Origin of the sequence: Kribbella sp. NPDC050241, from assembly GCF_044459685.1 — a bacterium.
GTDB lineage: Bacteria > Actinomycetota > Actinomycetes > Propionibacteriales > Kribbellaceae > Kribbella.
Map to the genome: position 1 here is coordinate 1479279 of NZ_JBITJE010000001.1, position 14733 is coordinate 1494011.

Here is a 14733-nt window from a genome sequence, read left to right on the forward strand (position 1 = left end):
CGGTTTATCCGTGAGAACCGTAGGCGGTTCTCACGGATATTGGCAAGCTGTACCATGAGATCCATGAGTGAGCCGTCGATTGCGGAGCCGGCACCAACCGCCCCGCTGCCACCTGCCCCCGGCGCCGAGGACTACCTGGCCCTCGACTTCGTCAACACCGCGATCGCGCTGCCCGGCGGTCAGTACGTCGACCTCCTCGGTACGCCGGAGGCGGTGAACCAGTGGCTCACCGGCCACGCGCTCGCGGCCGACGACGCCGGTGTTCAGGAGATGTGCGCGACGCAGCTACGCGCCCTGCGCGAACATGTGCGCGCGCTGTTCGCGGCCCGGGTCGAAGGGCTTCCCGCGCTGCCATCGGCCCTCTCCGCCGTCAACGACGCCCTGACCCGCGTCCCGACAGCGTCACTGTTGCTCTGGGACGAGCAGAACGGTCCGTACCGCGCCGCGATCTGTCCCCCGAACGAGACCCTCGACCGCGCCCTGGCCACCATCGCCGCCAGCGCCGCCGACCTCCTCACCAGCGCCGACGCTGACACCCTCGCCGCCTGTGACTCCCCACCTTGCAACCGCTACCTGCTCCGCCACGGCCGCCGCCACTGGTGCTCCACCCGCTGCGGCGACCGGGTCCGCGCGGCTCGTGCCTACGCTCGACGCACGCGGCCCCACTCAGCCTGAGAGTCTCGGCTCTCCAATAGCCGTGGACGGGGACGCCTGGTGGTAGGCGTCCCCGTCCCGGATTATCGGCGTACGGCGGGGGCTGCTGCCGGGGTAGGTGTCAGGGCTGCGGCTTCCTCGTCGATGTCTGTTACCGCGCCGCTGAACTGGGCGTTGTAGAGGCGGGCGTAGGCGCCGTCGGCCGCGAGCAACTCGCGGTGGTTGCCTTGTTCGACGATCGCGCCGTTCTCCATCACGAGGATGAGGTCCGCGTCGCGGATCGTGGAGAGGCGGTGGGCGATCACGAAGCTGGTGCGATCGGAGCGGAGTGCGGCCATCGCCCGCTGCACGAGGACCTCGGTGCGGGTGTCGACCGAGCTGGTCGCCTCGTCCAGGATCAGCAGTTGCGGATCGGCCAGGAACGCCCGCGCGATGGTCAGCAGCTGCTTCTCACCGGCACTGACGTTGCTGCCCTCCTCGTCGATCACTGTGTCGTACCCGTCGGGCAGGCTGTGCACGAACCGGTCGACGTACGTCGCCTTGGCCGCGGCCAGCATGTCCTCCTCGGTGGCCTTCAGGTTGCCGTAGAGGATGTTGTCCCGGATCGTGCCGCCGAACAGCCAGGTGTCCTGCAGCACCATCCCGATCCGCGACCGCAGGTCGTGGCGGGTCAGCTCGGTGATATCGACACCGTCGAGCGTGATCCGCCCGCCGTTCAGCTCGTAGAACCGCATGATCAGGTTGACCAGCGTGGTCTTGCCCGCACCCGTCGGACCGACGATCGCGACCGTCTGGCCGGGCTCGGCGACCAGGCTCAGGTCGGTGATCAGCGGCTTGTCCGGGTCGTACGAGAACGACACGTGCTCGAACGCGACCCGCCCGCGGGAGTCGGTGACCTTCTCCGGCGTCGCGTCGTCCGGCACCTGCTCGTCGGCGTCCAGTACCTCGAAGACCCGCTCGGCCGAGGCGACCCCGGACTGCAGCAGGTTGGCCATCGAGGCCACCTGGGTCAGTGGCTGGGTGAACTGGCGCGAGTACTGGATGAACGCCTGGACGTCGCCCAGCGACATCGTGCCGGAGGCGACCCGCAGACCACCGATGACGGCGATGACCACGTAGTTGACGTTCCCGATGAACATCATCACCGGCATGATCAGACCGGAGATGAACTGCGCCCCGAACGCGGCCTGGTACAGCTCCTCGTTCTTCTTCGCGAAGCTCTCCTCGATCTCCTTCTGCCGGCCGAACACCTTCACCAACTCGTGCCCGGTGAACGCCTCCTCGATCTGGCCGTTCAACGCGCCGGTATGACGCCACTGGGCGACGAACCGGACCTGCGACCGCTTGGCGATCACCGCGGTCAGGACCATCGAGATCGGGATCGTGACGAGCGCGATCAGGGCCAGCAGCGGCGAGACCACGAACATCATCGTGACGACGCCGATCACCGTCAGCAGCGAGGTGAGCAGCTGACTCAGCGTCTGCTGCAGGCTGGTCGAGATGTTGTCGATGTCGTTCGTCACCCGGCTGAGCAGCTCGCCGCGTGGTGCGCCGTCGAAGTAGCTCAGCGGCAGCCGGTTCAGCTTGCCCTCGACGTCGGACCGCAGCGCGAGGATGGTCCGCTGGACCACGCCGTTCAGGATGTAGCCCTGCATCCAGGACAGGAAGAACGCGCCGACGTACAGGCCGAGCACCATCAGCAGGACGTTGCGCAGGGCATCGAAGTCGATGCCGACGCCCGGGATCAGGTCGATCCCGCCGAGCAGGTCGGCCAGCCGGCCGTTGCCCGAGGCCCGGGCCTGCTCGATCACCTGGTCCTTGGTCAGACCGCTCGGGAACTGCTTGCCGATCGCACCGGAGAAGATGATGTCGGTCGCGCGGCCGAGGATCTTCGGCCCGAGCACCGACAGCGTGACGCTGCAGACCGCGAGTGCGACGACAACGGTCACCTGGAGCCGATGCGGCCGCAACCGCCCGAGCAGCCGCTTCGCCGACGGACCGAAGTTCATCGACTTGTCCCCCGGGATACCACCCGGAGGCCCGAACGCCCGGCCCGTGGTCGGCCGCTCGGTCGCCTTCACCGTCGTCGTACCACCGGCCGGCGCCGCCTCGGGCGTCGCAGCCGCCGGTCCCTGTCCGTTCGGAGAGGGCGGGGTCTTGTTCTCCTCGCTCATGCTGCCTCCTCCGCGGATCGCTGGGACTCGACGATCTCGACGTACGTCGGACAGGTGTCGAGCAACTCGTCATGCCGGCCCTTGCCGACGATCGCGCCGTCCTCGACCACCACGATCTGGTCGGCGTCGACGATCGTGGACACGCGTTGCGCCACGATCACCACACACGCTTGCGCCGTGATCGGCCGCAGCGCCGCCCGCAGCCGGGCGTCGGTGGACAGGTCCAGCGCGGAGAACGAGTCGTCGAACAGGTAGATCTCCGGCTTGCGGACCAGTGCCCGCGCGATCGCGAGCCGCTGCCGCTGACCACCGGACACGTTCGTGCCGCCCTGTGCGATCGGCGCTTCCAGCCCTTCCGGCATCGCCTCGACGAAGTCCTTGCCCTGGGCAATCTCCAGCGCGTGCCAGAGGTCCTCGTCGGTCGCGTCCGGGTTGCCGTAGCGCAGGTTGCTGGCGACAGTCCCGGAGAACAGGTACGGCCGTTGTGGCACCAGGCCGATCCGCTCCCAGAGCGCCTCCGGCTCGATGTCGCGTACGTCGATCCCGTCGACGAGCACCCGCCCGCCGGTGGCATCGAACAACCGCGGCACCAGCGAGAGCAGCGTCGTCTTGCCCGCACCCGTGCTGCCGATGATCGCGGTCGTCTGCCCCGGCGACGCGACGAGGTCGATGTTGCGCAGTACCGGCTCGGCCGCACCCGGGTACTGGAACGACGCGTTCTCGAAGACCAACTGACCGCGACCGGTGAACGACTTGATCGCGGTGACCGGCGGCCGGACCGAGGACTCGGTGTCCAGGACCTCGGAGATCCGATCCGCGCAGACCGCGGCGCGCGGCACCATGATCATCACGAACACGCCCATCATGACCGAGAACAGGATCTGGATCAGATAGCTCAGGAAGGCGGTCAGCGCACCGACCTCCATCGTCCCGTTCTCGACCCGGGAGGCGCCGAACCACAGCACCGCGATACTCGACACGTTCAGGATCAGCATCACCGTCGGGAACACCAGCGCCATCAGCCGGCCGGCCCGGATGGCCGTGTCGGTCAGGTTCTGGTTCGCCTCGCCGAAGCGCTCGACCTCGTGCGGCTCGCGAACGAAGGCGCGGACCACCCGGATGCCGGAGATCTGCTCGCGCAGTACCCGGTTCACCCCGTCGATGTTCTTCTGCATCTTCCGGAACTGCGGGACCATCCGGCTCGCGATGAAGCCGACGCAGATCGCCAGCAGCGGTACGGCGACGGCCACCAGCCAGGACAGGCCGACGTCCTCGCGGACCGCCATGAACACGCCGCCGATCATCGTGATCGGTGCGGCTACCAGCATCGTGCAGGTGGTGACCACCAGCATCTGGATCTGGGTGACGTCGTTCGTACTGCGCGAGATCAGTGTCGGTGCACCGAACTGGTTGACCTCCCGAGCGGAGAACTCGCCGACCCGGTGGAACACCGCGGCGCGGACGTCCCGGCCGAACAGCGCGGCGGTCTTCGCACCGAAGTACACCGCGATGATCGTGCAGATGATCTGCACCAGGCTGACAGCGAGCATCCAGCCGCCGGTTTGCATGATGTAGTCGGTGTCGCCCTTGGCCACGCCGTTGTCGATGATGTCGGCGTTCAGGCTGGGCAGGTAGAGAGAAGCGATCGTCCCGATCAGCTGCAGGACGACCACTATGGACAGGTTTCCCACGTACGGACGCAGGTGCGTACGCAAGAGTCGAACTAGCATCGATCATCCCCAGAGTCGTGATGGCGAGCACCGCCGAGTGCGTACTCGGCGACACCCCCGGGGGCGGCGTGCTGACCGGAGTCGTGCCAGCGGACACCGTCGAACGCGAAGTCGACGATCTCCTCGGCGGTCAGTACGACGCCACCGGAAATCATTGGGTGGGTGGCGGAGAAGGTGATCAGCCCGATCCGGCGGACCACCTCTTCGGGCGGGAAGCGCAACTGGTCCTGATCCGGGCGGAGCAGGTCGGCGAACGCGGCGTTGGCCAGGTCGGACTGGCGCTTGCGGTGGGCCTCGTCCATCGGCATGGACTTGAAGTCGGGCGGCCGGCGCATCCGTAGGGTGAACATGAGCTTGAAGACGCTGCGCAGGCGGTTCTGACCGACCTCGACCGCGGCGATGGTGCGCTCCCGAAGCGGCAGCGAGCGGTCGACGTTCTCCAGTGCCGTGATCAGGTCACTGGTGTCGAACGCGGTCGCCATCACGGCATCGATCAGCGCATCCTTGCTGCCGAAGGCCCGGAAGATCGTCCCCTCGGCGATGCCGGCCGCTTCGGCGATCTGCTTGGTGCTCACGTCGGCGCCGAACTCCTCCAGCAACGGCAGCGCGGCCCGGACGATGGCGGCGCGCCGTTCCTCGGGTGGCAGTGGTGTGGCTCGTGGTGTCACGTGTCGAGATTAACTGAGTGAGTACTCACTCACAACTTGTTTCGCACTTTCGGGCCAGACCGGTTCTCCACCAGCGCGGACACGCCGTCCAGGAGCCGCGCAAGACCGTATTCGAACGCATGATCGGAGTCGTACGGCGCGTCGAACTCATTCCCGACCGTCGTCCCCACCCGGGTCGCGAGCGGGAACTGCTGGGCGTCGGCGATCTTGTCCAGGTGCGGCACGTGTGCCAGCCACCACTCCTTGTCGGTCATTCCCGACCGCTGGATCACCTGTCGCGCCTCGACGTCGGTCCGTACGGCGCCGTGCACGTACCCGTTCACCAGAGCCACCGTGGCATCCATCTCGACGTCGGTCAGGCCGATGCCCTCGATCGCCGCGAGTTCGTACTCGTATTTCGCCATCACGTGCGGACCGAGCGGAGGGCGACTGACCGCGATCTGGAGCATCCACGGGTGGCGCAGGTACAGCTCGCGGTTCTCCCGGGCCATTTCGTCGATCCGGGCTCGCCAGTCCCCGTCCACCTCGCGCCGCGGCAGTTCGCCGTACACGGTGTCGAGCATGACGTCGAGCAACTCGCCCTTGCCCGGGAAGTAGCGGTACAGCGTCATCGCGCCGGCACCGAGCTCGTCGGCGACGCGGCGCATCGACATCGCTCCGATCCCCTCGGCGTCGGCGACGCGCACAGCGGCCTCGACGATCCCCTCCACCGTGAGCGCCGGCTTCGGCCCGCGGGTCGGCTGCGGCCGCCGGCGCCAGAGCAGCTCCAGGCTCCGCGCCGGGTCGCCGCTGCCGCTGTACTCCTGATTCATGTGCGCGATTCCTCCGGATTGGCTACACTCAACCGCACTTCGTACAGCGTACTCAGTTTAAAAGTCGATTGACCTCAAGCACTGTCGAGGTTCTACGGTCGGGAACTGTCGGTGCTGTCCTGAATCATCGACCTTCCCGATCGACCGATCCCAGCGGAGCACAGCCGTGAGCATGGAGATGACCGCGTGGAACTCGCTGTACCACGCGATGAACGCCCAGGACGAGAAACGCCCGTTCTCACGGGCCACACTGCTGCGGATCCTCGCCTTCGCGCGCCCGCACCGGCGGCAACTGATCGCGTTCCTCGTGCTGAGCGTCGGCGCGGCCGTGCTCGCGGTCGCGACGCCGGTGCTGGCCGGGAAGGTGGTCAACGCGATCGTGGGCGGGGAGGCGTTCAGCTTCGTTCTGCAGCTGTCCCTCCTGATCGCGGTGATCGCGATCGCCGAGGCCGGGATCAGCCTGTGGACGCGCTGGCTGTCGGCGCGGATCGGTGAAGGACTGATCCTGGATCTGCGGACGGCGGTGTTCGACCACATCCAGCGGATGCCGATCGCCTTCTTCACCCGGACCCGGACCGGAGCGCTGGTCTCCCGGCTGAACAACGACGTGATCGGGGCCCAGCGCGCGTTCAGCGACACGCTGTCCGGCGTCGTCAGCAACCTCGTGATGCTGGTGCTCACCCTGGTCGTGATGCTCGGGGTGTCGTGGCAGATCACTCTGCTCGCGCTGATCCTCCTGCCGATCTTCGTGATACCGGCCCGCCGGGTCGGGACCAAACTGGCCGCGCTGGAGCGGGAGGCGGCGAACTACAACGCGACCATGAGCACGCAGATGACCGAGCGGTTCTCGGCGCCGGGCGCGACGCTGGTGAAGCTGTTCGGCCGGCCGAAGCGGGAGTCGCTGGAGTTCGCGATCCGGGCACGGCGGGTGCGCGACATCGGCGTGCGGACCGCGATGGTGCAGTGGATCTTCGTCACCGCGCTGACCCTGGTGTCGGCGCTCGCGCTGGCGCTCGTCTACGGACTCGGTGGGTTCTACGCGCTACGCGACCAGCTCGACGCGGGTTCTGTCGTCTCGATGGCTTTGCTGCTCACCCGGCTGTACTCACCGCTCACGGCGCTGGCGAGTGCGCGGCTCGAGGTGATGACCGCACTGGTCAGCTTCGAGCGCGTCTTCGAGGTGCTGGATCTCGAGCCGCTGATCAAGGACAAGCCGGATGCCGGCCGGGTGCCCGAGGGGCCGGTGGCGGTCGAGTTCGCGCAGGTCGGCTTCGCGTACCCGTCCGCGGACAAGGTCTCGCTGGCCTCGCTCGAGGAGGTCGCCAAGCTCGACACCCGCGGCGGTGTCGAGGTGCTGCATGACGTGTCCTTCCGCGCCGAGCCCGGGCAGATGGTCGCGCTCGTCGGCTCGTCCGGCGCCGGGAAGTCGACCATCGCGCAGCTCATCCCCCGGTTGTACGACGTCGATTCGGGCGCGGTGAAGCTCGCCGGGGTCGACGTACGGGACGTGTCGGCGGAGTCGCTGCGGGAAACGCTCGGCATGGTCACGCAGGACGGTCACCTGTTCCATGACTCGATCCGCGAGAATCTGTTGCTCGCTCGGCCGGAGGCCTTGGAGGCCGACCTGTGGGATGCGCTGACCCGGGCACGGCTGGGTGAACTGATCAGATCGCTGCCGGATCAGCTGGACACGGTGGTCGGTGAACGTGGGTACCGGTTGTCGGGTGGTGAGCGGCAGCGGCTCACGATCGCTCGGCTGCTGCTCGCGCAACCGCGGGTCGTGATCCTCGACGAGGCCACCGCGGCGCTGGACTCGACCAACGAGGCGGCTGTCCAGGCAGCGCTGACCGAGGCGCTGGCCGGACGTACGGCGGTGGTGATCGCGCACCGGTTGTCGACCATCCGGGCTGCCGACCAGATCCTCGTGATCGAGGCCGGCCGGATCATCGAGCGTGGCACCCACACGGATCTGCTCGCTGCGCGCGGTCGGTACGAGGAGCTGTACCGGACGCAGTTCGATCAGCCGGACAGCGGTGCGGCTGATGTGGAGGCTGTCACGGTCTGAGGTCGTTTGCTGCGGATCGCATGAGAAGTGGTTAGGGAGGACGTCGGGTTGGCGAGTACGGGGCAGCAGGAGCTGTTGGGGTGTGCGGTGGTGTTCAAGCCGGCCGATCCGCCGCGGGAGGGCCGGATCGCGTTCTGGGATCCGGCCGGTGGGCAGCTTCCGCTGGGCGTTGGTGAGCAGACGGAGTTGGAGCTGGTCGTCGACGCGGAGCCGCGCTCGGTCCGCGCGATCGAGCTGACCGTCGCGGAGGCCGTGCCGGTGCTGGGCCGTGCGCGGCGCGCGCACGGCGCTCATCCGTCGGCCGCCTTCTGGGGCGGCGCCTCGTTGATCGCACTGCAGTTGGTGGCCCGGGGCAAGCTTCTTCCCGGCGTCTCCCCGGCCGGCCACGACGCCTGGCGTGCCGGTCCCCTCGATGCGGGCGATGTCACCCGCCTCCTCGAACTGGCCGAAGCCATGCCACCGTCAGCCCGAGCCCTCCCCCTCGAACCAGATCCCCCATCGGGTGGTCCGGCGCCGATCGGGCCTGCCGGTGGCGGTGGGGTGCGGTTGCCTGTTGCTGAGGATCTGGTGCGGGCGTTCGTGGATGCGGTTGCGGATGGGATGCCGCGGTCGCCGGCTGCTGCGAAGGCACATCAGTCCGGGCTGTTCGCGGCGTCCACCCCGCAGCGAGCGGAGCGGTTGCGGTCGTGGGCCGACGAGGTGTCGGTGGGTTTGGACACCGGGGTGCGGATCTCGTTGAGGATCGAGATGGCCGACTCACTGGCGTTCTCGGCGGTAGTGCAGCTGCACAGCCTGAAGGACCCGACTCTGGTGCGGGACGCGTACGACGTCTGGGCCGAGGACGTCGCCGGATTCGGTCCACGGGCGCGGATCGACGCGACGCTGGCGATCCGGCGGGCCGCCCGCATGTGGACACCCTTGGGTCGCCTCCTGGACTCCGCCGTACCGGATCGGATGGAGCTGGCCGACGAGGAGATCGGTGAGCTGCTGGCGGGATCGGCGCAGCGGCTGACGGCAGCCGGGGTGGACCTGCACTGGCCGCGGAGCCTCGGGCGTGCGCTGACCGCTCGGGCCGCGATCACGTCGTCGGACGGACCGCCCAGCGACCTGCCGAGCTTCTTCGGCGGCGACGCCACCCTCGACTTCAGCTGGCAGGTTGCCCTCGGCAATGACCCTGACAGCGAGCCACTGACCGAGGCAGAGATGGACCAACTAGCCGAGGCGACCCGACCAGTGGTCAGACTTCGTGACCAGTGGATGCTGATCGACCCCGACCTGGCTCGGAAGGCCCGCGAGCGGATCCTCAAACCAGTCACCGCGATCGACGCCCTCAGCGCCGCACTCACCGGCAGCGCCGAGATCGACGGCCGCCAAGTCACGATCGAGCCGACGCGCTGGCTCGCGGATCTGCGCGCCCGGATCGCCGACCCGGACCGCGCCGACGAACCGATCGAGGCACCGGCCGGCCTGCACGCCACCCTCCGCGACTACCAGCTCCGCGGTCTGCGCTGGCTCTCCCGGATGACCTCGCTCGGACTCGGCGGCTGCCTGGCCGACGACATGGGTCTGGGCAAGACGATCACTCTCATCTCGCTCCACCTGCACCGCCAGGAGTCGACCGCCACCGCGGGCCCCACCCTCGTGGTCTGTCCGGCGTCCCTGCTCGGCAACTGGGAGCGCGAGGTCCAGCGCTTCGCCCCAGGCACCCCGGTACGTCGCTTCCACGGTTCCTCGAGATCACTCGACGACGCCGAGCACGGCTTCGTGCTGACGACGTACGGCACCTTGCGGCGCGACGCCGTACGGCTGGCTGGTCATCGGTGGGCGATGGTCGTTGCCGACGAGGCACAGCATGTGAAGAACCCGTCGTCGAGTACGGCGAAGGCGTTGCGGACCGTGCCGTCGCAGGCGCGGGTGGCGTTGACCGGCACTCCGGTGGAGAACAACCTGTCCGAGCTGTGGGCGATCCTCGACTGGACGACGCCCGGTCTGCTCGGCCGGCTCGGGACGTTCCGGAATCGGTGGGCAGCGCCGATCGAGGCGGACAAGGACGAGGAGGTCGCGGAGCGGCTGGCGAAGCTGGTGCGGCCGTTCCTGCTCCGGCGCCGCAAGTCCGATCCCGGCATCGCGCCCGAGTTGCCGCCGAAGACGGAGACCGATCAGCCGGTGTCCCTCACGCGTGAGCAGGCGGTGTTGTACGAGGCAACGGTTCGCGAGCTGATGACGGAAGTGCAGGCCAGCGACCGGATGGCTCGGCGCGGGCTGATCGTGAAGCTGCTGACCGGACTCAAGCAGATCTGCAATCACCCGGCGCAGTACCTGAAGGAGGGCGAGGACGCGCGCCTGAACGGACGGTCCGGGAAGCTCGAACTGCTGGACGAACTGCTGGAGACGATCGTGGCCGAGGACGGCGCGGTCCTGGTCTTCACGCAGTACGTCGCGATGGCGCGGCTGCTCGAGCGGCATCTGGCCGACCGCGGCATCGGTACGCAACTGCTGCATGGTGGGACGCCCGTGCCGAAGCGTGAGGAGATGGTCGAGCGGTTCCAGGACGGCGAGGTGCCGGTGTTCCTGCTGTCGTTGAAGGCGGCCGGGACCGGCCTGAACCTGACCCGGGCGGATCACGTCGTGCACTACGACCGGTGGTGGAATCCGGCGGTCGAGGATCAGGCGACGGACCGCGCGTACCGGATCGGGCAGACGCGGCCTGTGCAGGTGCACCGCTTGATTGCCGAAGGCACCATCGAGGACCGCATCGCCACCATGCTGAGCAGCAAGCGTGAACTCGCCGAGGCCGTCCTGACCGGCGGCGAGGCGGCCCTCACCGAACTCTCCGACACCGAACTCGCCGACCTCGTTGAGCTAAGAGGTGCACGATGACGGAGGCTCAGGGATTTCCTGCCTTTCCGGCACAGCGGCGGAGTACTCAAGGGCGCTCGTGGTGGGCGCGGACGTGGGTGCAGGCACTCGAGGACACCTCGCTCGATGCGGACCAGCTGCGGAAGGGACGGCGGTACGCGAACTCCGGTCAGGTCGGGACGATCACGATCAGCCCGGGCCGGATCGCGGCGACCGTCTACTCCCCCGACGACACCTTCGAGGCCGTCGTTCGAGTCGATGAGCTGAGTGACTCCGAGTGGAGACGCTTCCTCGACCAAGTAGCCGCTCGCGCGGGCCACATCGCCGCGCTCCTCGACGGTGAGATGCCGCACGACCTGGTGGAAGCCGCCGCCGACGCGGGCGTCTCGCTGCTCCCCGGTATCGGCGACCTCGACCCCAGCTGTACCTGCGACGGCTGGGAACTCCCCTGCCAGCACGCGGCGGCCCTCTGCTACCAAGTCGCCTGGCTGCTCGACTCCGACCCGTTCGTCCTCCTCCTTCTCCGCGGCTCCTCCCGCGACGACTTGCTCGACCAACTGCAAACGAGGAGCCAGACGGCACCGGCTGACGAAGCTGACGACGTCGGCGCGTCACTGCACGACGTACTCGCGACTCCGGTCGGCGCGCTGCCCGACGTTCCGGACCTGCCGGGGAAGGTCGTCATCGACGAGCTGGCGGTGACTGGGATCGAGGCGCCCGCAGGCTTCGGGCCGACTCTGTTGCCGCTGCTCGTGTTGGACGCCGCTCGGCGGGCTCGCGCGTTGTTGAGTGCGCTGCTCAACGGCACCAGCGAGCCGCAGAGGCTCGACGAATGGCAGGACGCAGTACGACTGGCCGCGGACTTCCCCGAGTTGAGTGACACCCTGGCCACCGCAACCGGCCGGACCGAAGAGCTTGCCCTGGGCATCCAAGCCTGGCGGTACGGCGGAGCGCCAGGCCTCGACGTCCTCGAGCACACCTGGACACCCGATCCCGCCGAGCTCGCCCGCGCCCGGACCGAACTGCTTGCCGCCGACGACGAGCTCACCATCCAGGTCCTCGGCAACCAACTCGTCCTCGGCCCGGACACCCAGCTCAGACTCGACCACCACGGCCGCTGGCACCCGTACCGCCTGGTCGACGACACCTGGACCCCAACGGCACCCGCCACGACCGATCCACTCACCGCCCTGGCCATCGAGTCGTAAATCCGGTGCGACCATCTGACAACGTGGCTAAGGTGGCGGGAACTTCGGAGCATCGAGGAGGTGAGTTGATGTCGGCGCGAACGAGTGCTGCCGCATGCCCGGCAGTCGACACGCTCATCCAACTCACCCCGGGTTCCGTCTGACCAAGACCGGCGGAACCCCTTGCCCGAAAGGGATTCTCCGTTGTCCATCACCTGGAACACCCGCGCCGAGACGCCGGCCGACGCCGACACGGTCCGTGACATCACCTGGCAGGCCTTCGGCCGCCAGTTCGAGGTCGACTTCCTCGATGCCTTGCGTTCGGACCCGAGCGCCATCCTGCCGGGGTTGTCGCTCGTGGCAACCACACCGGATGACCGACCGGTTGCCTACGCGCTGCTCACCCGCGCCCACGTCGGCGACACCCCGATCGTGTCCCTGGGTCCGGTTGCCGTACTTCCGGCGTACCAGAGACAAGGCGCCGGGAGCGCGGCGGTCATCGCGGCGCTCGACACCGCGCGTGATTGTGATGAGCAGACTGTCATCGTGCTCGGTCACGACACGTACTATCCGAGGTTCGGATTCCGGCAGGCGATCGAGTTCGGCATCCATCACCCGCAGTACGACGGACCGAACCTGATGGCGCTCGCCCTCGGTGATCAGCGACCGCCCACTGGTGACCTCACGTATCCAGTGACGACCTGATCGACCGCGGGGCCGCCGGGGCGTAACACAGCCTCCGGCGGCCTCGCGGCGGTCGGCACTCGGGCGTTCGGCAGTGACTACGGCAGGCGGTCGTAAAAGGTTCAGCCAAACTCGCCGAATCACTTGCGCACCTGCCTTGTATACATGAAACAGTCGACAGGACCGCCTACTCAGGAGCACGCGATGACTCGTCGACTTCCGTCCTTACTGAACCGCTCCAGCAGGAGCTGCCGCCGCCCGATGGTCGCCGGAACCATGGTGGGGGTGATCGCGCTCGCGCTCGTCGGAACGGCTTGTTCTCCCGTCGAGCCGGCCGGCAATGACGGGGGCGGGGAAACCCAGTCGGCGGAGGGCAAAGACGTGTTCGGCGACCCGGCCGACCCGGCACAGGTCAAGCAGGGCGGCACGCTCACGGTCGCGCTGTCCGCGGACCCGGACAAGCTGGATCCGTCGCTGTCGCGCAGCCTGTACTCGCGCTACGTCTTCCACACCATGTGCGAGAAGCTGTACGACCTCGGCCCGGACGCGAAGGTCGTGCCGCAACTGGCCACCGCGCTGCCGACCATCTCGGCCGACGGGCTGAGCCTGACCATCCCGCTGAAGCAGGGCGTGAAGTTCGCCGACGGCGGGACGATGGACTCGAACGCGGTGAAGATCTCGATCGAGCGCGGCCTGACGATCGCCGGCTCCGGCCGCAAGAGCGAACTCGGCCCGATCACCTCGATCGAGACGCCGGACCCGAACACCGTGGTGATCAAGCTGTCGAAGCCGTTCGCCCCGCTGACCGCCGCGCTGGCCGACCGGGCCGGTATGGTGCTGAGCCCGGCCGCGGTGTCGAAGCTCGGCGCGAACTTCTCCAATGCACCGGTGTGTGTCGGACCGTTCAAGTTCGCCAGCCGGGTCGCGCAGAACTCGATCAAGGTGGTCAAGGACCCGCTGTACTACGACGCCGCCAAGGTGCACCTGGACGCGATCGAGTACCGGATCATCACCGACTCCAGCATCCGTTCGGCCAACCTGAAGTCCGGTGACGCGCAGATCGCCGACTCGCTGTCGACGCAGGACGCGCCGCAGCTGCAGAAGGACGGCACGATGACCGTGCTGCAGTCGCAGTCGCTGGGGTACCAGGGCCTGACCATCAACGTCGCGAACGCGAACGGCATCGGCAAGCCGCTCAAGCCGCTCGACACCCCGATCGCGAAGGACCCGCGCGTGCGCCAGGCGCTGGCGCTGTCGATCGACCGGGAAGCCTTGGTGAAGACGATCTTCAACGGGCTGAACACGGTCGCCTGCTCGCCGGTCTCACCGAAGAGCGAGTTCACCTCCGACGCCGCGCAGGTCTGCCCGCCGCACGACCCGGCGAAGGCGAAGCAACTGCTGGCCGACGCCGGCGTGCCCACGCCGTACAAGGTCAGCATGATCACCTCCAACAACCCGGACAGTCTGCGGCTCGCGCAGGCGCTGCAGGCGATGGTGAAGGACGGCGGGTTCGAGCTGGAGATCAAGCCGGTCGAGTACGCGTCACTGCTCGACCAGCAGGACCGTGGTGAGTTCGAGCTGTTGCAGCTCGGCTGGTCCGGCCGGGTCGACCCGGACGCGAACATCTACAACTTCGTCGGCTCGGAAGGCAGCCAGAACGTCGCCGGCTACAGCAGCCCCGACGTGGACAAGCTGCTGACCGACGCGCGGCAGTCGACCGACAAGGCGCAGCGGATCAAGCTGTACGGCGATGTCGTGAGCAAGCTGCAGGAGGACGACCCGCTGATCTACATGTACCGCCAGCGCAACCTGACCGGCGTCTCGAAGAAGCTCCTGGGTGTCCAGACGTTCCCGGACGGCGTGATCCGGACGGCGTTCGCCGGATTCGCCAAGTGAGCGT

Annotated in this window: 10 protein-coding genes; 6 read left to right on the forward strand and 4 right to left on the reverse strand. The window is 68.0% G+C overall.

Going from position 1 to position 14733, the window contains the following annotated elements; genetic code table 11:
- The first annotated feature begins 63 nt into the window (after window positions 1–63).
- Window positions 64–675: a CGNR zinc finger domain-containing protein gene (locus tag ACIBG5_RS07035; protein WP_396390586.1), complete on the forward strand. Its 612-nt coding sequence runs from the start codon at window positions 64–66 to the stop codon at window positions 673–675.
- A gap of 62 nt (window positions 676–737) precedes the next feature.
- On the opposite strand, the gene ACIBG5_RS07040 is transcribed toward ACIBG5_RS07035, so the two are convergent.
- The 4 genes from ACIBG5_RS07040 to ACIBG5_RS07055 are packed head-to-tail and all read right to left on the reverse strand — an operon-like array spanning window position 738 to window position 6038.
- Entirely contained in the window at window positions 738–2828 is a 2091-nt protein-coding gene (locus tag ACIBG5_RS07040; protein ID WP_396390588.1) for an ABC transporter ATP-binding protein, read from the reverse strand.
- Window positions 2825–4558 carry an ABC transporter ATP-binding protein gene (locus tag ACIBG5_RS07045; protein WP_396390590.1) on the reverse strand — a complete coding sequence of 578 codons (1734 nt, stop codon included), beginning with the start codon at window positions 4556–4558 and terminating at the stop codon, window positions 2825–2827. The genes ACIBG5_RS07040 and ACIBG5_RS07045 overlap by 4 nt, the downstream gene beginning before the upstream one ends.
- The gene (locus tag ACIBG5_RS07050; protein ID WP_396390592.1) at window positions 4552–5226 is read right to left on the reverse strand and encodes a TetR/AcrR family transcriptional regulator; all 675 of its coding nucleotides are present in this window, start codon (window positions 5224–5226) and stop codon (window positions 4552–4554) included. The genes ACIBG5_RS07045 and ACIBG5_RS07050 overlap by 7 nt, the downstream gene beginning before the upstream one ends.
- A 29-nt stretch (window positions 5227–5255) precedes the next feature.
- Window positions 5256–6038 carry a TetR/AcrR family transcriptional regulator gene (locus ACIBG5_RS07055; protein WP_396390593.1) on the reverse strand — a complete coding sequence of 261 codons (783 nt, stop codon included), beginning with the start codon at window positions 6036–6038 and terminating at the stop codon, window positions 5256–5258.
- 172 nt (window positions 6039–6210) lie between these two features.
- Here ACIBG5_RS07055 and ACIBG5_RS07060 point away from each other — a divergent pair, with 172 nt between their 5' ends.
- The 5 genes from ACIBG5_RS07060 to ACIBG5_RS07080 all read left to right on the forward strand — a co-directional run bounded on the left by ACIBG5_RS07060 (window position 6211) and on the right by ACIBG5_RS07080 (window position 14729).
- Window positions 6211–8103: an ABC transporter ATP-binding protein gene (locus ACIBG5_RS07060; RefSeq protein ID WP_396390769.1), complete on the forward strand. Its 1893-nt coding sequence runs from the start codon at window positions 6211–6213 to the stop codon at window positions 8101–8103.
- A gap of 48 nt (window positions 8104–8151) precedes the next feature.
- Window positions 8152–10983: a DEAD/DEAH box helicase gene (locus ACIBG5_RS07065; RefSeq protein WP_396390595.1), complete on the forward strand. Its 2832-nt coding sequence runs from the start codon at window positions 8152–8154 to the stop codon at window positions 10981–10983.
- On the forward strand, window positions 10980–12170 hold the full coding sequence (locus tag ACIBG5_RS07070) for an SWIM zinc finger family protein (RefSeq protein WP_396390596.1): 1191 nt from the start codon (window positions 10980–10982) through the stop codon (window positions 12168–12170). The genes ACIBG5_RS07065 and ACIBG5_RS07070 overlap by 4 nt, the downstream gene beginning before the upstream one ends.
- 183 nt (window positions 12171–12353) lie before the next feature.
- Window positions 12354–12854 carry a GNAT family N-acetyltransferase gene (locus tag ACIBG5_RS07075; RefSeq protein WP_396390597.1) on the forward strand — a complete coding sequence of 167 codons (501 nt, stop codon included), beginning with the start codon at window positions 12354–12356 and terminating at the stop codon, window positions 12852–12854.
- 183 nt (window positions 12855–13037) lie between these two features.
- Window positions 13038–14729, forward strand: coding sequence for an ABC transporter substrate-binding protein (locus tag ACIBG5_RS07080; RefSeq protein WP_396390598.1), 1692 nt, complete (start codon window positions 13038–13040; stop codon window positions 14727–14729).
- The last annotated feature ends 4 nt before the right edge of the window (window positions 14730–14733 follow it).